The 19,557-nt window shown below is 61.3% G+C and carries 21 protein-coding genes; 6 read left to right on the forward strand and 15 right to left on the reverse strand.

Features of this window, described 5'->3' with window-relative positions:
- Positions 1-40: 40 nt before the first annotated feature.
- From KBZ19_RS02270 to KBZ19_RS02285, 4 genes are all read right to left on the reverse strand, one after another.
- The gene (locus tag KBZ19_RS02270; RefSeq protein ID WP_255099612.1) at positions 41-1,453 is read right to left on the reverse strand and encodes a DUF1254 domain-containing protein; all 1,413 of its coding nucleotides are present in this window, start codon (positions 1,451-1,453) and stop codon (positions 41-43) included.
- A gap of 217 nt (positions 1,454-1,670) precedes the next feature.
- Positions 1,671-2,024: a cupin domain-containing protein gene (locus KBZ19_RS02275; protein WP_399220093.1), complete on the reverse strand. Its 354-nt coding sequence runs from the start codon at positions 2,022-2,024 to the stop codon at positions 1,671-1,673.
- Positions 2,025-2,084: 60 nt separating this feature from the next.
- Positions 2,085-2,576, reverse strand: a complete 492-nt coding sequence (locus KBZ19_RS02280; protein ID WP_255099614.1) for an N-acetyltransferase — start codon at positions 2,574-2,576, stop codon at positions 2,085-2,087.
- A gap of 202 nt (positions 2,577-2,778) precedes the next feature.
- Positions 2,779-2,955 (reverse strand): tyrosine-type recombinase/integrase, encoded by a 177-nt coding sequence (locus KBZ19_RS02285; protein WP_399220075.1) that lies wholly within the window; start codon positions 2,953-2,955, stop codon positions 2,779-2,781.
- A gap of 280 nt (positions 2,956-3,235) precedes the next feature.
- Between KBZ19_RS02285 and KBZ19_RS02290 the strand changes: the two genes are divergently transcribed.
- On the forward strand, positions 3,236-3,967 hold the full coding sequence (locus KBZ19_RS02290; RefSeq protein ID WP_255099615.1) for a response regulator transcription factor: 732 nt from the start codon (positions 3,236-3,238) through the stop codon (positions 3,965-3,967).
- A 34-nt stretch (positions 3,968-4,001) separates the two neighbouring features.
- Here the strand turns inward: KBZ19_RS02290 and KBZ19_RS02295 are convergent, their stop codons facing one another.
- Positions 4,002-4,262, reverse strand: coding sequence for a hypothetical protein (locus KBZ19_RS02295; RefSeq protein ID WP_094510963.1), 261 nt, complete (start codon positions 4,260-4,262; stop codon positions 4,002-4,004).
- 770 nt (positions 4,263-5,032) lie between these two features.
- Here KBZ19_RS02295 and KBZ19_RS02300 point away from each other — a divergent pair.
- Genes KBZ19_RS02300 through KBZ19_RS15080 form a run of 3 tightly spaced genes read left to right on the forward strand, consistent with a single transcriptional unit; the run spans position 5,033 to position 5,844 of the window.
- Entirely contained in the window at positions 5,033-5,266 is a 234-nt protein-coding gene (locus KBZ19_RS02300; RefSeq protein ID WP_255099616.1) for a CsbD family protein, read from the forward strand.
- 10 nt (positions 5,267-5,276) lie between these two features.
- Complete coding sequence (locus KBZ19_RS02305) at positions 5,277-5,441, forward strand: DUF1328 domain-containing protein (RefSeq protein ID WP_094510965.1); 165 nt, start codon at positions 5,277-5,279, stop codon at positions 5,439-5,441.
- Positions 5,398-5,844: a CsbD family protein gene (locus tag KBZ19_RS15080; protein ID WP_315856312.1), complete on the forward strand. Its 447-nt coding sequence runs from the start codon at positions 5,398-5,400 to the stop codon at positions 5,842-5,844. Before KBZ19_RS02305 ends, KBZ19_RS15080 begins: the two co-directional genes overlap by 44 nt.
- A 144-nt stretch (positions 5,845-5,988) precedes the next feature.
- Here the strand turns inward: KBZ19_RS15080 and KBZ19_RS02315 are convergent, their stop codons facing one another.
- The 3 genes from KBZ19_RS02315 to KBZ19_RS02325 all read right to left on the reverse strand — a co-directional run bounded on the left by KBZ19_RS02315 (position 5,989) and on the right by KBZ19_RS02325 (position 11,219).
- Positions 5,989-7,431 carry a mechanosensitive ion channel domain-containing protein gene (locus KBZ19_RS02315; protein ID WP_255099617.1) on the reverse strand — a complete coding sequence of 481 codons (1,443 nt, stop codon included), beginning with the start codon at positions 7,429-7,431 and terminating at the stop codon, positions 5,989-5,991.
- A gap of 148 nt (positions 7,432-7,579) precedes the next feature.
- Positions 7,580-10,180, reverse strand: a complete 2,601-nt coding sequence (locus KBZ19_RS02320; RefSeq protein WP_255099618.1) for an arylsulfatase — start codon at positions 10,178-10,180, stop codon at positions 7,580-7,582.
- A complete protein-coding gene (locus tag KBZ19_RS02325; RefSeq protein ID WP_094511077.1) occupies positions 10,173-11,219 on the reverse strand; it encodes a formylglycine-generating enzyme family protein in 1,047 nt (348 codons plus the stop codon). Before KBZ19_RS02325 ends, KBZ19_RS02320 begins: the two co-directional genes overlap by 8 nt.
- Positions 11,220-11,418: 199 nt before the next feature.
- On the opposite strand from KBZ19_RS02325, the gene KBZ19_RS02330 reads away from it, so the two are divergent.
- The gene (locus KBZ19_RS02330) at positions 11,419-11,928 is read left to right on the forward strand and encodes a type IV pilin-like G/H family protein (protein ID WP_255099619.1); all 510 of its coding nucleotides are present in this window, start codon (positions 11,419-11,421) and stop codon (positions 11,926-11,928) included.
- Between the two features lie 93 nt (positions 11,929-12,021).
- Here the strand turns inward: KBZ19_RS02330 and KBZ19_RS15085 are convergent, their stop codons facing one another.
- The 5 genes from KBZ19_RS15085 to KBZ19_RS02355 all read right to left on the reverse strand — a co-directional run bounded on the left by KBZ19_RS15085 (position 12,022) and on the right by KBZ19_RS02355 (position 17,254).
- The gene (locus KBZ19_RS15085; protein ID WP_255099620.1) at positions 12,022-13,083 is read right to left on the reverse strand and encodes a helix-turn-helix domain-containing protein; all 1,062 of its coding nucleotides are present in this window, start codon (positions 13,081-13,083) and stop codon (positions 12,022-12,024) included.
- Positions 13,084-13,524: 441 nt separating this feature from the next.
- The gene (locus KBZ19_RS02340) at positions 13,525-14,211 is read right to left on the reverse strand and encodes an ABC transporter ATP-binding protein (protein WP_255099621.1); all 687 of its coding nucleotides are present in this window, start codon (positions 14,209-14,211) and stop codon (positions 13,525-13,527) included.
- A 3-nt stretch (positions 14,212-14,214) separates the two neighbouring features.
- Positions 14,215-15,492, reverse strand: a complete 1,278-nt coding sequence (locus tag KBZ19_RS02345) for an ABC transporter permease (RefSeq protein WP_255099622.1) — start codon at positions 15,490-15,492, stop codon at positions 14,215-14,217.
- Entirely contained in the window at positions 15,492-16,682 is a 1,191-nt protein-coding gene (locus KBZ19_RS02350) for an efflux RND transporter periplasmic adaptor subunit (protein ID WP_255099623.1), read from the reverse strand. Before KBZ19_RS02350 ends, KBZ19_RS02345 begins: the two co-directional genes overlap by 1 nt.
- Positions 16,683-17,062: 380 nt before the next feature.
- The gene (locus KBZ19_RS02355; protein ID WP_255099624.1) at positions 17,063-17,254 is read right to left on the reverse strand and encodes a hypothetical protein; all 192 of its coding nucleotides are present in this window, start codon (positions 17,252-17,254) and stop codon (positions 17,063-17,065) included.
- 119 nt (positions 17,255-17,373) lie between these two features.
- Here KBZ19_RS02355 and KBZ19_RS02360 point away from each other — a divergent pair, with 119 nt between their 5' ends.
- The gene (locus tag KBZ19_RS02360; RefSeq protein ID WP_255099625.1) at positions 17,374-17,553 is read left to right on the forward strand and encodes a hypothetical protein; all 180 of its coding nucleotides are present in this window, start codon (positions 17,374-17,376) and stop codon (positions 17,551-17,553) included.
- Between the two features lie 319 nt (positions 17,554-17,872).
- Here KBZ19_RS02360 and KBZ19_RS02365 read toward each other — a convergent pair whose 3' ends face one another.
- The gene (locus tag KBZ19_RS02365) at positions 17,873-18,793 is read right to left on the reverse strand and encodes a DUF1350 family protein (RefSeq protein ID WP_255099626.1); all 921 of its coding nucleotides are present in this window, start codon (positions 18,791-18,793) and stop codon (positions 17,873-17,875) included.
- Between the two features lie 38 nt (positions 18,794-18,831).
- Positions 18,832-19,383 carry a hypothetical protein gene (locus KBZ19_RS02370; RefSeq protein WP_255099627.1) on the reverse strand — a complete coding sequence of 184 codons (552 nt, stop codon included), beginning with the start codon at positions 19,381-19,383 and terminating at the stop codon, positions 18,832-18,834.
- Positions 19,384-19,557: the final 174 nt, after the last annotated feature.

Consider the following 19,557-nt stretch of genomic DNA (forward strand, 5'->3'; position numbering starts at 1 on the left):
CTGTGGTTATGAACGGCAGTCGTCAGGCGAAGGGTGGCCTTCAAGGCTTGAGCGCTTCGATGTCGTTCAGCTGCCAGGCCTTGCTGAAGTAGGCCTCGGTGGGGCCGTAGAAGCGGAAGTAGGCGAACCAGCCCTTGCCCGGGGTGGTCTTGATCCAGTTGGCGGCGCCGGCCGGCCGCACCGGGCCAAAGGACACATCCACCGAGCCATCGGCGTTGGTGACTAGATCCGGCTTGCGGGAGCTGAGGTCGGCGGCACCCTGGTCGGTGATCAGCGGGCCACGGCTGAGGTTGTCGTAAAGGGTGATCGACCAGAACTGCTTCACCGGCGCGCCAGCCGGCACGCGCATCCGGTAGGTGCGGCCGCCATCAAGCCAACGTCCTCCCTTGTCTTTGGAGGCCTCCAGGTACACCTGGCCAAAGCCCACGATCCGCCCCTGCATGCCTGCTGACATGCCGATCGCCTCATAGAACCAGGAACTGCGCTCGTCGATCTGCACGCGCCGTTTGTCCGGGGTTTCCTGATCAAGGTCGAACAACACGGCGTACTCCCATTGCTTGCCGGGGTACACCGTTGCGCCGGGGATTCGCTTGTCGTAGGCGATGGTGCGGGCCATCAGATCGCCCACCTGGGCGGCCTCCGTGAGCACCTTGGCCTGGCGGGCATCCGGTTGGAAGGGCTGGCCAGGGGTGATCCCCAGAGGAGCGAGCATCCCGAACAGCATGCGGTCGCGGGGGGCCACCGGCTCGTTGGCATAGAGCTCGCTCAGCAGGCGCCAGTAGTTCAGGTCGGCGGGCTGGGCCGACTGCCAGGGGCGACCAGCCACCGGCACATAGGCGTTCGTGGGCGGGTTATCCCGCTGGCTCCAGCCGTAGAGCCGGTGGCGGCGCACGGTGGCTTCGGCCACAGCCTTGTCGGGATCAAGGCCTCGGGTGGCGAACCAGATCTGATTGCTTGGGGAGCGGACGATGAGGTAGCCCGGGGCCACCGGCTCGGGACTGCCGGGGGGAAGGATCAGAAACTTGCCACCGGCGCCCTTGTCGGGTCCCGTCTGGCCCATGTCGGTGATCGGCTGCTGCCAGATGTCCAGCACCCCGCCGGCGGTGAGCCCGGCGGGCACCTCGATCACCAATGGGCCCTGCTTGGCCAGGTCCCAGAAGCTGAAGGCGTAGAGGGTGGTGATGTTGGGGGTGAGCATCCCCGCCTTGTCCTTAAGGGTCTGGTAGAGCACCACATCGCCGTTGCGGGCGCCGAAGGTTTTGGCCTGGGCGTCGTAGAGCGCCTTGAAACCGACGGCCGGCAGGGCCCAGAGATAGGCCTGGGTGGCGCGCTGGAAGTCGAGCTCGTCGTAGAGCCTGGCAGCGGTGGCCTTGCTGGGGTAGCCGTTCTCCAGTTGAAGAGCCCCAAACCTTGTCTGTCGGACATCAGCTGCTGCAGGCTGCTTGGCTTGCACGCCACTGAAGAAGCTGATACTGGCCAGGGAGGCGATCAGCGACTTCCGAAAGAGGTTGAGCTTCACGGAGTTGAGTCAGTGAGCAACTTTAACTGCTCGTTCAGCTACGGCCCAGCCAACGCTCAAGATCAGTGGCGGGCAGGAGCCAAATGCGCTGACAAGGCGTCTCTGGTTTCGGCCGCTGGATCTTGGTGCTAGGTATCTCGCCCTTGATGAACTACACCGGCTCGAAGCCCGATGCTGAAGGAGAGACGACCGAAACAAAGACAAGTGGTTCTTGCCCGGTGTTAAGAACACCGTGGACTTCTCGGCGATGGGCTACCAGCACATCTCCCTGGGCGATGGCAATCGACTCCCCCTTAGCACCAAGGCGGTACTCGCCGCAACCTGAAAGGATGGTCCAGGTATCTTGGCCATCAGGATGCACATGAGCCGAGATAGACTGGCCGGGCTTGACATGCCAAGCAAAGACCGCTGCGTCAGCCGACTCGGTGATGACTGAGCGAATGGGCTCACCGTCCGCTGGTTGTAGAAAATCTGTGACCTTGAACAAGCGCTTCGGGCTCATTATGGACTCGATGGAATGGTGTTTGGTGGGTGGGTTTTAGCAAGAACGGCGAGCCAGCCATTGTTAAGCTGCACCGGCGAGAGATCGTGAAAAAATCACCTTCGAGTCCCCTTCAGCATAGAAATCGGGGATACGTCCTCGCACTTCATACCCGTGCTTCAGGTAAAAGTTTCGAGCTCGCGCCAACGCTTCCTGGTCACTAGTCTCAATAACAATCACGCGCGCACCCAATGCTGCCGCATCTCGCTCGATGTTAGAAAGAATGGCTTGGCCGACACCGCCGCCATGATGACCGGGTCTTACGCCAATCCACCACACGTTCCACACCCCCTCGGAATAGGCGTCTGGAGCATAGTACGACCACCCAATGACTGGGCCGTCTTGAAACTCGCGACAAGCCACAGCAGTATGCCCCTCGGGCAGCTCCCCAGCAGCAAGGGAATCCAGAACTCCACCCAAAAGGGCTTCCGCATCCTCGGCAGTGAATAGTCCGGTGCTCACGGCTAGTCCAAGCAATACCTCTCTCTCATGCGCTTGAATGGGGCCGATGATCACTTGATTGTCTCTGTTGTGGTCTTGCCGCCTAACACTGATTGGGCGTACCCAGTGAAAGACGCGCTGCGCCTACCCAGTGAAGCCTAAGCGAGGTAGGGATTGAAGACAAAGAGACACAAACCCAGGGCAGATCAATGCTCCCAGGCGTTTCCAGTCAGGGGGCCCAGGTTTTTGGCGGACCCGTCTAAGACAGTTCGACGCGTTACAGAAGGTCGGCAGCACTGGTGACGCCCAGGGGCCCGCGGTTCAGCACATGCGTGTAGATCATGGTTATCTGCACATCCTTATGCCCCAGCAATTCCTGGATCGTGCGGATGTCCTGGCCCCACTCCACCGGAGCGTTGGGATTCGTCCTCCCCAGCGCGTGGGGATGCGGCACCCGGCCAGCACAAGCCCCTCCAGCACCCAATGTGGGTGAGGAAGGCCTTCACCTCGGCGCTGGCCAGAGTGTTCACTCATGCACACCCACTTCCTACGCCTTCGCCTTCTTCGACTGGCCAAACGGGTGGCACGGATGATCCCCGCAGGCATTTACCGCCCTAATCGCCCACGCTGCATACATAAGAAAATCAGAAGCTTCAGTATTTCTTTATCAGGACATTCCGTTCACATGATGCTGAAATTCAGCACCATATGACAAGTCTTGCTGATGTTCCCTGTTGCGTGTTCAGCCCCTGATCCAAATCATCGATCACGAGCCTCACGTTCTTGAGGTGCTGGCCCCGTTGCTGGAGCAGGTGGGTTGGCGCGTTCTCCACGCCGATAATGGACATCACGGCCAGGCCATGGCCTTGCAGCACCAGCCCCATCTGATCGTGCTCGACCTGCTGCTGCCCAAGCTGGATGGCCTCTCGGTGCTGCAGCGCCTGCGGCGCGATCGGCGCACCGCGCGGGTGCCGGTGATGGTGCTCACGGCGCTGGCCAGCAAGGAAGACAGGCTCAAGGCTTTCAACTGCGGCGCCGACGACTACGTCCTCAAGCCCTTTGAGGTGGAGGAGGTGTTCGTGCGCATCCGATCCCTGCTGCGCCACCAGCTGGAAACGCCGCTGGCCTTGGTCACCCCGGAGATCCTGTCCTACGGGCCGCTCAGACTCTGTCCTGAACAGCTGGAGGCACTCTGGTTCGATCAGGTTGTTTGCCTTACCCGCAAGGAGTTTGAGCTGCTGCACTGCCTGTTGCAGCGCCACGGCCAGGCTGTGTCGTGGGGGGTGATGCTCAAGGAGGTGTGGGGCTACTCCCCTGGCGATGACATCGAGTGCATCCGCACCCATATCCGCCACCTCAGAACCAAGATCGAGCCGGATCCCCGCCGACCCCAGTTTCTCAAGACGATCTATGGCGTGGGCTATTGCCTGGATCTTCCCCATCAACAGCGCCAAGCGATGGCCTGAGGCTCAGGCCGCTCCACTGCTGAAGGAGCGAGGTTCAGAGAAAGCTGCCGTTGTGTGTGGGCGCGGCCTCAGGCGTGTAAGGGCTGAAGCGCATGTGGCTTCTGTTCAGCACGCCAGGCTGCACAACAGGGGCCTCGGCAGGGGCGGCAGCGGGCTTCTGCTGGTGGAGCACTTCCTCCAGCAGGAAGGCACAGAGGTTGGACATGGAACGCCCTTCCTCTTCCGAACGGTTCAGGAGTGTTTGAAACACCTGATAGCTGATGGTGATGGAGATGCGGCGTGGTTGACGTTGCATGATCCGAAGTCGCTCGCTTGTGGTAAGGGTTGGATTCGTTGCTTCTTGGCTGGAATAAGGAGGGATGGAAGTCATGGAACGTTGCTGGTATTTCCGCGTGTGATGCGCTAAGCAACACTTGAGGTGATCACTACTGCCGACATAGCGGTGTGCAGGTGATTCAACAAACCCATCGAATCAATCTGATCAGAATCCGACTACTTCAGAGACTGCCTCAAACGCCGGGTCCGTCTGAACGGCGTCTTTGCCATCATCCTAGCGGGAGTTAGAAGACCTGGCTCCTGGCGCTGGACAGCGCACTGGGCAGCGCGCGAGACGCATGCCCCCATCACGCAGGTCAGAACTGACTGGATGAGTGGAGAGCGCCTTGGCCATCGCATGACCGGAGGATCCACCTGCCAAAGGCAGAATCACCTGGGCTTGCCCATTCCCCCTGCACTCGTCCAGATCCCTTGCAGTCCCATGGATCAGGGCAGATTCACGGACATCGGCTCAGTGGAAAGCCACGAGCGATGCGCCACAGACGCCTCGCTTAATCTTCAATGGAATCCACGGCGACGAAGCAAGCCCGTTGAGCTAAGGATACACAGCGGAACTTTCAAGGACAAATCTATACAGCCGAGCCAGCTTTCATCGTTGGATGTTGATGGCGCCGTGGATATGAGGCACATCTACAGCAGCCAACAACCTGCATGTTTCCCATAGTGAAGGGAGAGATGCATTGACATGACAAGCCAAATCAATTGCTCCGGCAGCAATCCGCCCGCTCCATGATCACTTGCATCGCTCCTCCAACCCCAACCCTCGCGGACCTGCTCATGAACAAGCTCCAGTTCAAAGGTGAATGGCATGAGCTCAAAGGAAAGCTCCGGCAGAAGTTTGCCGAACTCACCGACGACGATGTGGATTACGCCGAGGGCCAAGAAGAGGAGTTGCTTGGTCATCTCCAGAAGAAGCTTGGCAAGACCCAGGAAGAACTTGCCCAACTGGTAAACACACCCTGAAGGCCGCATCATGCTGAACTATGCCATCACTTTCCTAGTCATTGCAATCATCGCCGCCGTTCTCGGCTTCGGTGGTATCGCCGGATCAGCTGCAGGCATCGCCCAGATCCTGTTCCTTGTCTTCCTCGTGCTTGCCCTGCTCTCCTTCTTCACCGGCCGGCGCAACGTGCTGTGAATACCCGCGAGAACAACGCGGTTCAGATCACATCCACCTGATCGCATCACCTGCTTTTCCCATCGTCATCGTCACCATGAATCACCAAGCTCGTTCACTGCGCCAACTGGTTGCCGCCTGCCTTGGGCTGGCCTTCAGCCTTTTGGTGTTGATCGCCACGCCTGCCATGAGCGCTCCCGCCCATGCCTCAGATGTCTTCGTCAGCAGCACCTCCACCTTGCCGCTGGCCGCCACCACCGGCCGCATCAAAGCGGGTGCCAAGGAATTCGAGGGCAAGACCCAGGAATCCATCGGCAACGTCATTGGCAACAAGGGTGATCGTCTGGCCGGCAAGGCGAAACAGGCCGAAGCCAAGGTTCGCAATACTGTCGAAGACATCAAGGACAAGGCCGCAAGGGGCTGACCCAGGATCAGCGCGTCGGCCTGGCATCACGCCGCATCACGCCTTTGAGGGCCAGGCCGACCTGCTGATACCGGAGGCTGTTGGTCACGTGCCCGGTGGGCAAGGCGATCATCGCTGCGCCTTTCGGGTCTGTGGCCAGACCCGTCAAGGGCTTGCGCGGGTGGCCACTTTCTGCGTCTCAGCCGTGGCGATCGGGCTGCGAACGGCGAGCACGCGGCGCAGGCGCTCACGGAACCACTGCAGGGGTTGGTGAACATCAGCGTCGTCGAGCAGTCCGCGCTGGCGCAGGCAGTCTTGATAGCTGCGCAGCACGTCGCTGCGACGGGCCACCTCCTGGGCGACCGTGTCGGCGAAGTCGGGCCTGGAGGCCAGCAGGGCGCGGAAGCTGCCGCTGGGAACCACGAACAGCGTCGTGTCCTGGGACGTCACCATCGACGTGGGATAGGGCACCTGGAGCAGCAGCGGCAGTTCACCGAAGAACTCCCCTGCGGTGAAGGTGAACAGCTTGCGGCTCACCCGGTCCGTTTCATGGATCGCATCCACCGCGCCACTCAGCACCAGGTGGAAGGAGCGGCCCTCGTCACCCTGGTGGACCAGCACCGTGCCGGCGGGCAGCGAGCGGCGGGCGCCGCTGCCCACGAGTTCCCGCAGGCGTCGATCATCCATGCTGCTGAAGCAGGGATGGTCGGGCAGGGACGCCCGCAAGGGGCTCCAGTCAGGGCCTGCTCCGTCCTCTTCCACCGCGCGCCTGGAGGACAGCAGCTGAACCTGCTGACGGGCTCCGGCCAGTTCGATGTGCCGTTCGCGCAGCCCCTGCTCGATCGCGTAGTTGAGCGAACTGCGCAGGCTGAGGCCGGCTTGGATCGCCGAGGTCCAGGCCCAGAGCTCGAACGCCATCCCCTGGCCCTGGAGGCCGTGCAGCAGCACCTTCGGCGGCGGATCGGTCAACACCGTGGGCTCGGCGAGGGCGGCATCCAGCAGCACCTCGGTCACGGCCAGCGGGTCGCTGCCATGGGCCACCGTGACCGCCACATCCACTCGCCCGTCGGGGCTCTGATAACTGAGGTTCTTCACCGGCGCGTTGGTGATGGACGAATTGGGCACCACGATCTCGGCGCCCTGGAAGGTGCGGATCACGGTGGAGCGGATCGAGATCTCGCGGATGAAGCCGGTGGTGTCGCCGAATTCAATCTGGTCGCCCACCTTCAGCTTCCCCTCCATCAGCAGGGTGAGGCCACTGGTGAGATTGCGGGTGAGCTCCTGCAGGCCGAAGCCGATCCCCACCCCCAGAGCGCCGAACACCACAGCAAGGGCGCCGATGTCGAGCCCCATCCCTTGGGCCACCACCACATACCCCAGGGCGGCCAGCCCCAGAGAAACCAGCGTGGCCACCGCCTCGCGACGCCCCTCCGGCAGGGAGAACCAGAGCAGCACGCGACCGGCCAGCAGCCGCTTCAGCTCCCGCGCCGCCAGGCTCACGGCCAGCAGCAACAGCAGCACCTGCAGAATCCAGAGCAGGGAGAAGCTCTGGCGCCCCAGCGGCAGCAACGGCGATGTGAACAGCTTCTCCAGGCGTTCGAACGTCACCGCTTGTTTCCCGCCGACCTGACCATTCAGCCAGGCCAAGCGGATGGCTGCGGCTCACACAGGAGCCTTTCCGTGAGGCGAGCGCCGTTCCGTGCTGCGAGAGCCATGCCATGGCTCGTGCTCTCACCCGTGAGATCGGCGGAGACGCTCACTCACTCACGGCCTTGGCGCGCATCGCCGCCTCCAGGCTTTTGATCTCCTGCGGCGACAGCTTGGGCCGATCCAGCTTGATGGTGAGCTTGTCGAGGGTGCCGGTGAAGCGGAACGGCGGCTGGTAGTCGGCGTCGTTGACACCGGTGAGGGTGTCGGAGCCCACGTCAAAGCTTTCATCCCACTGCAGGATCATCGGCAGGGTTTTGGGCATGGTTCTGGTGGCCACCACCTTGCCGTCCACCTTGAGGGTGCCGGTACCGGGGCGACCGACGCCGCTGAAGTCGTTGAAGGCCAGCGTGCCGGCCCCCTTGCCGTCGTAGACAAAATCGAACTCAACCTTGTGCTTGCCGGGGGAGAGCGGATCAGTGCCCTCCCACTTCAGCCGCTCCAGATCCACCATGTTCCACACCCACACCGGCTTGCCGTTCTTGAGGTAGAAGCCGTAGCCACCGAAGCGGCCGCCGGAGGTGAGCAGCATGCCCTCGGCGCCGCCGGCCGGCACCTCGATGTCGGCGCTGACGGTGTAGGAGGTGTTGAGCAGCACAGGCGAATCCCCCTGGGGCAGCCCCACCATTGGATGGGTGTACACGAACTCGTTGCGCCCAGCGGTGATGTTCGGCCGTGGCGCCACGATGCGCCCCGCCACCGAAGCATCGAGCGGGAACACCTGATACTTGCGAGCCTCGCTGATGAAGGCCTCCTTCATCTCCTTCACCTTGCCGGGGTTCTGGGCCGCAAGGTCGGTGGTCTGGCTGAAATCGTTGTTGAGGTTGTAGAGCTCCAGCGTCTGGTTGTTGAGCGGATCCGGGTTGGCCGGGCCGAAGGCGTCCCAGGGAGCGCGGTTCACCTTGGTACTCAGCAGCCAGCCCTTGTCATACAGCGCCCACTGGCCGAACATCTCGAAGTATTGCCGCTCGTGCCTGGAGGGCGCCTTGGCATTCTTCGCGTCGAAGGTGTAAACGAAGCTCGTACCCTCGATCGGCTTCTGGGGGATGCCATCCACCACCTCGGGCGCGTTCAACCCAGCCGCCTCAAGGATCGTCGGCACCACGTCGATCACATGCACGAATTGCTCGCGCAGGGCCCCTTTGTCCTTGATACGCGCCGGCCACGACACCACCATGTTCTGGTTCACCCCACCGAGACGGGAAGCGTTCTGCTTGAACCAGCTGAACGGGGTGTCAAACGCCCAGCTCCAGCCTGCTGACATGTGGTTGTAGGTGAGATCGGTGCCCCACACGTCGTAGAACTTCATCTGCACATCGACGGGCAGCTTGTTGAGGCCGTTGAAGAAGGCCACCTCGTTGGGGGTGCCGAGCGGCCCGCCTTCGGCACTGGTGCCGTTATCGCCGTTGATGTAGATGATCAGCGTGTTGTCGAGCTTGCCGAGATCGTCGAACTGCTGGATCACCCGGCCGATTTCATAGTCGCTGTAGGCGGCGTAGGCGGCGAACACCTCCACCTGGCGGATGAACAGTTTCTGGGCGTCCGGGCTCAGCTGGTCCCAGGGGGTGATCACATCGGCGGGCCAGGGATCGAGCTTGGCGTCCTGAGGGATCACGCCAAGTTTCTTCTGATTCGCGAAGATGCGCTCCCTCAGTTTCTCGTAGCCATCATCAAAGAGATGCATGGCGTGAATTCTGTCGACCCACTCCTTGGTGGGGTGGTGGGGCGCATGGGTGGCCCCTGGGGCGTACTTGATGAACAGCGGCTTGCTGGGATTGATCTGGTGCATCCGCGCCATGTAGTCGATGGCGTCATCGGCCATCTCTGTCACCAGGTTCCAGCTGCCGGGCTCCGCGCCCTCGAAGGGATAGATCTGGGTGGTATTGCGGAACAGGTTGGGCTGCCACTGGTTGGCATCCCCACCCACGAAGCCGTAGAAGTATTCGAAGCCCATTCCCGTGGGCCATTGATCAAACGGGCCGCTCTGGCTGGCCTGGAAGGCGGGCACGTTGTGGTCCTTGCCGAACCAGGCGGTGGAATAGCCGTTGTCCTTGAGCAGGCGGCCGATCGTGGCCTTGTCGCGCTCGATGATGCTGTTGTAGCCGGGGAAGCCGGTGGACTGCTCCGAGATCACCCCAAACCCTGCCGAGTGGTGGTTGCGGCCGGTGATCAGAGCCGCGCGGGTGGGGGAGCACAGGGCCGTGGAGAACATGCGGTTGTACCGCAGGCCCGCCTTGGCGATGCGGTCCATCGCCGGCGTGGGAATCACCCCGCCGAAGGTGCTGGGCACGCCGAATCCGGCGTCGTCCGTGAGGATCAGCAGCACGTTCGGGGCGCTCTGGGGCGGCGTGATCCGCGGCGCCCACCAGGGCTTCGATTGCTGGGCGCCGTGCTTGATCACGCCGCCGAAGGGCGGAGCCGGCGCCGGAAGCTGCGTGCCGGAGATGGTGGTGGTGGCATTGGGGGCTCCCGGCGTGCCGGAGATGCGCTGGGCCAGGGCGGGCATGCCACCCAGTTGCCAGCCGGCCAGCAACAGAGCCGCTGCCACCAGAAACAGCCGGCGCGCCGCACCGGCCAGGCCATCCGCTCTGAGGAAGCGGCCCAGCCGACGGGACATCTGCAGCAGCACAGCGAACAGGCCCTTATCCATGGGAGACGGGAAGCGGCGGGGAAACAAGACGGAAGCCGATATGGGAGGTGCCGGTGTCAGGGCTTTCGGCCTCCCTGGCCGCCGGGCGGAAACGGCTGCAGAAGTTGGGGGCGCAGAGGAACGAGCCGCCCTTGATCACATGCTTGGCCACACCAGGCTCGCGCGGATCGAGGCTGGCGGCTTCATCGACCACACGGGGGTCGAGGCCGCCGTCGACGGCGGCATGGTCTGGTTGGTACCAGTCGCTGGTCCATTCCCAGACGTTGCCGATCATGTCGTACAGGCCGTAGCCATTCGCGGGGAAGCTGGCCACCGGAGCAGTACCCAGATAGCCATCCTCGCCGGAATTGGAGAGGGGAAACTCCCCCTGCCAGGTGTTGGCCTGGCCAGGACGCCAGGTGTTCCCCCAGCTGAAGACACGATCCTTGAGGCCGCCGCGAGCAGCGAACTCCCACTGAGCTTCCGATGGAAGCGCCGCACCAGCCCAGGCGGCATAAGCCTCCGCATCTGCCACCGACACCTGCACGACGGGGTGATCGCCAAGGGTGTCGATGGAACTGCCGGGGCCCTGGGGATGGCGCCAGTCGGCGCCCGGAACCCACTCCCAGCCACTCCATTCCTGAAGCTGGGCGTGCATGGAAGGCGGCTTGAACACCACCGAACCAGGGGCGCGCTCCGCTGCAGATAGAGCCGGGAACTGCTCCGCGGGCAGCGGACCTTCGGCCTGCGTGCGGTAGCCGGTGGCGGCCACAAAGGCGGCGAAGTCGTGGTTGCTCACTTCAGTGCGGCCCAGGCAGAAGGGGCGGACCTGCACCGCGGCCTCGGATTCCTCTGGCAGGAGCCCGGCGGCCCCGATCAGGAAGCGGCCGCCGGCGATGGGCTGCATCCCGGCCGGGCAGCTGATGGCGGCCTGGGCGGGCAAAGCCCGCAACAGGAGCAGGGCCAGGCTGAGCACCAGCACAACCACGACCAGCAAACCCTCCGAAAACGAGGCATCGGCACGGAGATAGGACAACGAGAGGTTCGCTTCAGTGGCCATGCGCTCAGGGAGCATTGTTCCGTAGCGAGGGATCAAATCAGGGTGTGAATGATCACATTGTTCACATGGATTCCACCCTGAGGCGCCGCACCGATCTGAGCATGGACGCCAAACGGCAATCCTGCCGCAGAAACGCAGTCATCCCTCAGGCTGTGTAGCTCACTGCCTTTGCTCTGATACAAGGAAGGCCATGCCAATCATGACCATGAATCGCCTGTTGATGATCACGTGCGTGGCCATGGGCTGCATAGCAGCCCCACAAGCAGCAGAGGCGCAGGCACAGCCCAATCCCGACCAGAACGCCGCACTCAATGCGGCCGCCAGGATGACGGAAGGGCAGCGCACTTACTTCCAGAAGAACGGAGCCTTCCGGGCCACCGTTTCCTCTATCCAGCAGGATTTCGGCATCACGCTTCCCGCCAGCTTCGACTATGCCGTGCGCACCACCACGGAAGCCGCCTATAGCTATGTGATACCCGCCCAGGGTTCAACAGTGGGACAGCTGAATGCCTATGTGGGAGCAGCTTTTCTCACACCCAATCAGAATCCCATGATCACCACGATCATCTGCAGAAACCTTCAACCAGGCCAGATCCGTCCGGCGGATCCACAGCTCGTGCTGGGCACCTTAATGCCGAATCCCAGCGGCAGGCTTGTGCAATGCGGCGACGGCTCCATTGAAGTGCAGGCTTCGGTGGTCAACGAGTAACGCCAAACGTGCTGGCCTGCGGTGAGCGGACATTCGGTGTGCAGACATGCGGTGAGGATGCAATCAACACCGCAAGGGCCAGCCTCATAAGACTTACGGCTTGGGGATCATCATGTCTGCGTCAACAGGAGGATAGGCGGCGCTACGGGAATGGCGCAGAACGGACGACGGCGACACACCAAAGGTGCGTTTGAAGCTGGCTGCAAAGGAGGAGAGGTGAATGAAGCCATAGCGGCGGGCAATGGTGGCCACCGTGTCTGCCGACTGGTTGTGGAGCAGCTCGCGGTGCACGGCATGCAACCGCCGCTGCTTCACCCATTGCATGGGGCTGCAGCCAAATCTCTCTTGAAACAGATACTGGAGATTGCGCACGGAATAGCAACTACGGCGGCTGAGTTCGGTGGGCGTGATCGCGGTGTGCAGATGGGCTTCGATCCACTCCAGCAGTTCTGCAAAGATCTGATCTCCGCTGGCGTGGGGGAGAGGTTGCTCAGTCCCTTGGGCGGCGGCTGGACACAGGATGGCGGCAACCAATCGGTACACCAGATCTTCCAGCTGCGCCGCCTTGATGCCACCCACCGACTGAAGCAATGGGGCCTCCACCAGGCGCAAGGCCAGGTGCAGGTGGTTGAGGAGATCCGCCTGCGGGGAGATGCCGCTGCCATCCACCAGCAGCGTGTTCTGGAACTGAGGCACAAAGCTGCTGGTGTTGCCAAGCTGTCCCACCAGGGCAGAGGCGGTCTCAGCCAGTCGCCGGCGGTCCAGGCAGATCATCACCTCCTCGAAGGTGTCGGTGCTGGCGGTGAAGGCGGCTCCAGGCAGGTAAGCCGCCATCGGCCCACCCTGGAGCGAGAGCCGCTGCCCATCCGTGCGCACCTGAGCATTGCCAGACAACGGCAGGATCAGGGTGGAGAAGGCACAGTCGCCGAAGCCGATTTCAATCGGTGCGTGGCGGCTGCAGGAGACCGTTGCCTCTCCCAGCTGCATCACTCCACTGCGGTGGTAGAAGCCTGAGCACTGTGGACCTTCCAGGAAGCCCAGAAGTGGCATGGTCTGCGCCACACGTTCCAGCAGGGCGGCCGGGTCGTCGAGGGCCACAGCCTGCGACTCCAGCACCGTCAGAGGTGTGTGAATGCCGGAGTGCCCGCTTTGCACAGCGCACGTCAGGAGCAACCAGCAGGGATCGTACAAGGAGCAACAGGTGATGCCTCTGGCCAAGCGTTGAGGCGGATGAAGGCTCAGCTGGCGTGAAGGTCAGCGCCCCGCTTGCCCATGGCCCTCCCGCACGAAGTGCCGGGGCTGCCAACTGCAGAGTGAGACGAGGCGTGCGGTGGAGGTGGTGGGGACCGAGCCAGCGGCTGGCACCAAATGGCGGCAAAGCTCACGTTCAAGGCGAGCTGGCGGAACTGAAGACTTCCAGAATCCAGCGTGGCGGCATCGGTGCGGACCAAAGAAATGCAGGGCGTTGGCCTCAACGCCGAACGGCGTGCTGAAGTTCGTTGTTCTGTCGTCCATGAAGGTTGTCTCCACCGATGTGCTGTCACCCTGGCTGAGATCAGTACGTGGTCGTGCGCCTTGGCGGCCACTGGCCACTCTCTACGCAGCGTTGCGCGTTTGCTGGTCTGCAGTGATGCGGCCATCCTGAATCTGGATGATGCGTTCACTGTTCTGGGCCACGGAGGCGTCGTGCGTCACCAGCACGATCGTGAGGCCGCCGGCATGCAGCCCTGAGATCAATTCGATCACCTCCCCGCCCGTGCGTGAATCGAGTGCGCCGGTTGGTTCATCGGCCAGAAGCACCTGCGGCTGGTTCACAAGCGCGCGGGCGATCGCCACTCGCTGCTGCTGGCCGCCGGAGAGTTGATTGGGCCGGTTGGCCAGGCGATCAGCCAGCCCCACGCGCTCCAGCAGTGTTTCCGCACGCTCACGTCGCTCCAGGGGTGAATACCCTGCATAGACCATCGGCAGCATCACATTCTGCAGGGCGCTGAGGCGAGGAAGAAGATTGAATTGCTGGAACACGAAGCCGATCTGCAGGTTGCGGAGATCCGTGCGGTCGTTGTCGCTGAGTTTGCTGATCGCACGAGCGTCGAAGTAGTACTCCCCCGTGCTCGGTTGCTCCAGGCAACCGAGGATGTTCATCAGTGTCGACTTGCCTGAACCGGAGGTGCCCACAATCGCTGTGTAGTCACCGCGCAGCACTGTGAGGTTGATGTCGTGAAGGATCGTCAGCTCCTCCTCACCCAGTTGATAGGCCTTGGAGATGCTTCGAAGTTGCATCATGGCTCAATCGCTCCGCAGGGCTGTGATCGGATCCAGCTGGGCCGCCTTGTTGGCGGGATAGGCCCCAAAGAACACACCAATCACCAGGCAGAAGGCCAGCGACCATCCCACCGCATCCAGGGCAATGCCACTGCTCCAGCCAAACGCCGCATTGATGGCCAGTGAGGCCACCACACCCAGCAGAACACCCAGCACTCCGCCCACCAACGACAACACGGTCGACTCGATCAGGAATTGACGCAGGATGTCGCTGCAGCGCGCCCCGATGGCGCGGCGAATGCCGATCTCCCTGGTGCGTTCGGTGACGGACACCAGCATGATGTTCATGATGCCGATGCCACCCACCAGCAGGGAGATGGCTGCTGATCCACCCAGCAATCCGGTGAACACATTGGCCACGGCGTTTGAGGCATTCACCAGGTCTGCCTGGTTACGGATGGAGAAGTCGTCCACCAGAGGCGGCACGATCCGGTGCCGAAGACGCAGCAGGTTGGTGATCTGATACTCAGCATCCGCCATGCTTTCCGCCGATCGCGCCGATACGGCAATGCTGTCTACGGATACTCCAGCCGTGGTATTGACCCCCACGATGCGCGAGGCCATCGTGGTGAGTGGGATCAGCACCTGATCATCCTGATCGCGGAAGCCGGTGCTGCCCTTGAATTCCAGCGTTCCGATCACCGTGAATGTTTCCCCACGGATGCGGATCATGCTGTTGGGGGCAGAGGCCGCCGTCAGGCCAAGGCTGTCCACCACCGTCTGGCCAAGCACAGCCACCCTGGCCGATTGATCAAGTTCAGCCGTGTTGAAGAAGCGACCGGTGAGCGGCAGAAAATCACGGACGACAACATAATCAGGCGTACTGCCCAGGATGGTGGTGTTTGTGTTGCGCTCAGCCAGCACCACCTGACTGCGTTGGGAAAGGTTGGGGGCAACAGCGACAACGGCCCCGCACGATTCAGCGATCGCCCTGGCATCGTCCCAGATCAAGGTGGTGGCGGAGCCTGCCCCAGGGGAAACCGGCCCTCGGCCCGTGGCCACACCGCTCTGTACAAAGATCAGGTTCGAGCCCAGTGATTTCAACTGGGCTTCTGTTTGCTGCTGGGCGCCACGGCCGATCGTCACCATGCTGATCACGGCACCGATGCCGATGATCACCCCCAGCATCGTGAGGGCGGAGCGCATCCGATTGGCCAGCAGCGAAGACCAGGCCATGGCGAGGCTCTCGCCCAGATCGCCGCGCTGCCGGCCCTGCCGCCGTTGCCGACCAGTGGATGCCATCAGCGCGGCAACCTTCCCGGGCCACGCGGCTGCTGCAGTGGCGACACGCTCGACACCGGGCGACTGTTGGGCTGGCGTTGGCCCGGCGCCGACACATACACCCGATCGCCTTCCTTGAGGCCCTTGAGCACCTCCGTTCTGGCGCCCAACGTGGCGCCCACGGTCACCGGACGGAACACAGGCTGCTTGTCGCCCCCCAACACCATCACCCCAGAGCCACCGCTCTCGCTCACGATCGACGGGGTAGGGATCAACAGGGCGTTGGCTCGATTGCCCACCAGCACATTGGCGGTGAGGTTCATTCCTGAGCGCAGCTTGCTGGCGGCTTCCGGACTCAGGGCAATCCGCACCTGAAAGCTGGTGACGTTGGCCTCCACAACCGCTTCTGGCGCCACCAACCTGACCGTGCCGCGAAACAGCTCACCGGGAAACGCATCCACCTGCAGCTCCACCTGCTGGCCTGGCTGGATTTCCCCCACATCCATCTCCGCCACATTGGCCACCGCCTCCAGCTCACTGGCCAGCGCCAGGATCGATGAAGAGGTGGCCGAGCTGGTGGCACTGGCAGAGGTGGTGGGCGTCACAAACGCCCCCACATCTGCGTACTTCTGGGTGATCACCCCGGTGAAGGGCGCACGGATCACGGTGTCCTCCAGCTGCGCCTGCACCGAAACAAGATCTCCCTGTGCCTGCAGCAGCTGTGCTTGGGCGGCTGCGATGTCTTCACGGCGGGCGCCGGCCTGCACCAGGTTCAGCTGCGCCCGCAATGCCCCCACCCGTGCCTCACCGGCAAGAAACGCTGAGCGGCTGGCGTCGAAGGTCACGGTCGCAATCGCGCCGGAGCCATACAGCTGCTGGTTGCTGCGATAGCTGGAGCTGATCGCGATCTGATCGGCCAGCGCCGCCTGCAGATTGCGTCTGGCCGCCTCAATCTCCTGAGGTCTGTTGCCGGCTTGCAGCCTGTTCAGGTTCGCCTCTGCAGCCGCCACCACTCCCTTCGCCCGCAGCCAGGTGCCGCGAAGGTTGCTGTTGTCCATACGCGCCAGGATCTGACCAGCGCTCACCCGATCGCCCTGATCCACGGCCAGGAAGGTGACCCGACCCGGCTGCTTCGGGCTGATGTTCACCGGTGTGGTGGGTCGGATCGAGCCAGCGGCCGTGACCTTCAACACCAGATCGCTGCGTTCCACGGGCGCTGTCTGCTGTGCCAGTGCGACTTGTCTGGCCTGCGTCTGACGCTGCTGCATCAGCAGCCAACCGACCGCGGCCACACAGAGGGCGATTCCCGTTCCCACGACGATCAGGGTCCGCCGCGGCGGAACGTGCGAAGCCTGGGGCCGGGAAGGCTCAGGCTCAGCAGGGGCGGGCGGGTGCCGTGCTTCGCTGCGGCGAATGACGGTCTGCAGCAGTCCGAGGGGTGTCGCGGGGATCCTGGCGGGTTCTCCTCAACCATCGTTCACCCCGATCACTGTGGGATGACCCCAGCGGGCGTATGTGTGACCGGGTGTGAGCTGCGCTGCTGGTGGGTGATGCGCTAGCGGTGCATGAACGAGTGAAAACGCCGCGTCCCTCAGCGTTGCAGCAGCCAGCGCAGGAACGAGAGCGTGATCAACAGACCCACGCCCACAGTCCAGATCCAATCAGAGCGGTCGGTTAGCCGTTGCAGCCAGGTGGGCAGCGGCGTGCCGCGTTGCAGAAGCACGGTGAACAGAAGCAGCAGAGCCGTTGGGATGCCGATCGCCAGCAACAGATCGCGGAACATGGACCGAGGTTCGCCGCCAGCATCAACTTACCGAGGCTGGTGAGCGTTGCCGCACCTGGCTGACGCTGCCAGCGTGGCAACCACAGCTGCCATAGGATACGTCAGCTGTTGCAGCACGCGTGAAAAAGATTGCCGGCCCTGTTCGCAGAGCTCTGATCTATGGGCTCATCAGCTATGCAGGGCTCGTTGTGATCAACAACGCGGAGCTTGATCTCCCCAACATGTGGGTCGCCTATCTGCCGATGTTCATCGGCGTGTTTGTGGCAACGCAATGGCTCGACAGGAAGTTCGGAGAGTGAGACGTTCAGGCATGGGCAGCGAACGTTCGCAAGTGAACTCTTGATCCTGCCTTTACAAACGCCTCGGCACGACTGGCACTTACAAATGGCTCTAGACAAGGCAGAATCATGGTCAAGAACAGATTTCGCTGCCTTGCCACAGGTACGCCCGGCTCTTTAACCTAGATGCTTGTCGAGGAACGCACGGTGGAGGCGAGCCCGGTTTTGGGCATGGACGATTTCTGTGGAATGCGAGCGATGCCTTGCTCAATGACCGCGACCAGCAACAGCTGGAGATCATTTCATGAGATCTGCTGCGGCCGTGGCACTATCCGCCCCCTCAACCTCCCGTGAGAGCTCCACAGTCTCTTGATTCAGAACATGCGCGGGAAGCTGAAGCTACTCGAGACTTTTCAAGAATAGAGAGAGTTTCATCTCGAATTCCCTGATCCGTTCTCTTGTATCCCAAGATAGATAAATGACGACCGAACAAGGGCGCAGATCTACTGAGCTTTATCGGAATTAATTGGATTGGAGGCCTCATTCTATCACTCTGGATCTTGCTAATCTTGGCAAGTTGACTCAAGGTTAACTCTGCAGTGCGACTGGCCAAAGAAAGAACGGACGTAATGGAGAACAAAGCCGATGATTTGATAAGCTCTATAGTCATTGCTTGAGATGGATGGACCTTCAATACAGAATCGAAGATACTCCTCAGGAAAGGCAAAGGGATTGCTGCCTCTAGATCAGCAATAACAGGATCAACTAGGATCTGCTGCTGATCGCGTAGAGAAATAATGTGGGCATCAAGCTGGCTTAGCTTATTCAAGAGTTCGTCAGCCTGCTCTGGAACTTCCAGCTTCAATGCCGAAATGATATTGTCCGACTTGGAGATCTCTTCGCTGTCACTAAGAAGCTCAAGCAGTGCCACATACTTACAGCCAAGACTATGGGCAATCCAGAGGTAGTCAACCGAACAGACTGGTTCATTCTGCAGGCCATCTGCCATAAGTAGAGCTGCCACTTCCGCTCTAAGCTCAGACTGGTAACTGGCGAGGGACAGGGAAACATCCCAATGGCGAAGGGAAAACCGGAATGGAAGAGCAACAATTCCGTAGCCAGCTTCGTAGATATCCCGAAGATAGGCGCGGTAAAACACAGTAGGGAAGGAGCCGAAGAATGCCCCGCCCAAGAAAACCACGATCGCATGGGGCTGAGCCGGAAGAGCGGCCCAGCCAAAATGGAGAGGGTGAAACTTCATGGGTAATGGCTATGCATGCTGGCATCACTTTTTATCGATTAGCTACGCGTGAGGCTTATCAGTGAGCCACCATTTGCCAAAGGAAGTGCATAGGATAATTCGCCGAGAGCTGCTGTGTTATCTAGGTTAGAGCCATCAAAGAAAGTTCCTCGGTGCTCAGCAGTCACCAGGACATCAGACGACTGCTGCATGTTTGAGGCACTCAGCGAGAGCTCCACATAGCCTCTGAGCTCAAAATCAACAGCCTTTAGAACATCAGGCTTGGATGCATCTGGCTGAACAATCAGCAGCCCCGTGTCATGTGGGTTTAGGAAAATGCTAAACTTTGTTCTTACTACATCCCCATTATTGGGGCTGGGCTGATTCGCAGGTGGGGGATCTTGCGTCAACGATGCAGGACCGTTTTGACCGATAACATCAAATCTAGCCAGAATCTTGCTTGGAACAAGCCCTGGCGTGATCGTCACAAATGCAACCGAGAGCCCGACTCCTTTGTCGCTCAAGTTGGATACGGCAAGAAAATATCCCTGAAGAATGACTCGGGTGACTTTCCCCAACGCTGGAATCTTTACTGTCAAGTCCTTGGGCAACTGAGGCTTAAGAAGAAGCTCAAAAGTTGATAGAACAGTCATTTTGAAATCTTGAAGTAAATATCAAGATTTAGTTAATGACGATCATCCCTTTTGGTCAATGCTCCGTCACTCATCGTGACGTTGATGTGTCGGCGATGCCAGGAAAAGCAGTTGTGTATTGCGCGACACATT

The sequence above is a fragment of the Synechococcus sp. L2F genome (genome assembly GCF_024345695.1).
GTDB lineage: Bacteria > Cyanobacteriota > Cyanobacteriia > PCC-6307 > Cyanobiaceae > MW101C3.

Bases quoted from the DNA above. Each gene is read 5' to 3' on its own strand.
- KBZ19_RS02320 (WP_255099618.1), bottom strand. From the start codon at position 10,180: ATGGATAAGGGCCTGTTCGCTGTGCTGCTGCAGATGTCCCGTCGGCTG.
- KBZ19_RS02295 (WP_094510963.1), bottom strand. From the start codon at position 4,262: ATGCAACGTCAACCACGCCGCATCTCCATCACCATCAGCTATCAGGTG.
- KBZ19_RS02345 (WP_255099622.1), bottom strand. From the start codon at position 15,492: ATGGCATCCACTGGTCGGCAACGGCGGCAGGGCCGGCAGCGCGGCGAT.
- KBZ19_RS02340 (WP_255099621.1), bottom strand. From the start codon at position 14,211: ATGATGCAACTTCGAAGCATCTCCAAGGCCTATCAACTGGGTGAGGAG.
- KBZ19_RS02300 (WP_255099616.1), top strand. From the start codon at position 5,033: ATGATCACTTGCATCGCTCCTCCAACCCCAACCCTCGCGGACCTGCTC.
- KBZ19_RS02325 (WP_094511077.1), bottom strand. From the start codon at position 11,219: ATGGCCACTGAAGCGAACCTCTCGTTGTCCTATCTCCGTGCCGATGCC.
- KBZ19_RS02330 (WP_255099619.1), top strand. From the start codon at position 11,419: ATGACCATGAATCGCCTGTTGATGATCACGTGCGTGGCCATGGGCTGC.
- KBZ19_RS02305 (WP_094510965.1), top strand. From the start codon at position 5,277: ATGCTGAACTATGCCATCACTTTCCTAGTCATTGCAATCATCGCCGCC.
- KBZ19_RS02365 (WP_255099626.1), bottom strand. From the start codon at position 18,793: ATGAAGTTTCACCCTCTCCATTTTGGCTGGGCCGCTCTTCCGGCTCAG.
- KBZ19_RS02355 (WP_255099624.1), bottom strand. From the start codon at position 17,254: ATGTTCCGCGATCTGTTGCTGGCGATCGGCATCCCAACGGCTCTGCTG.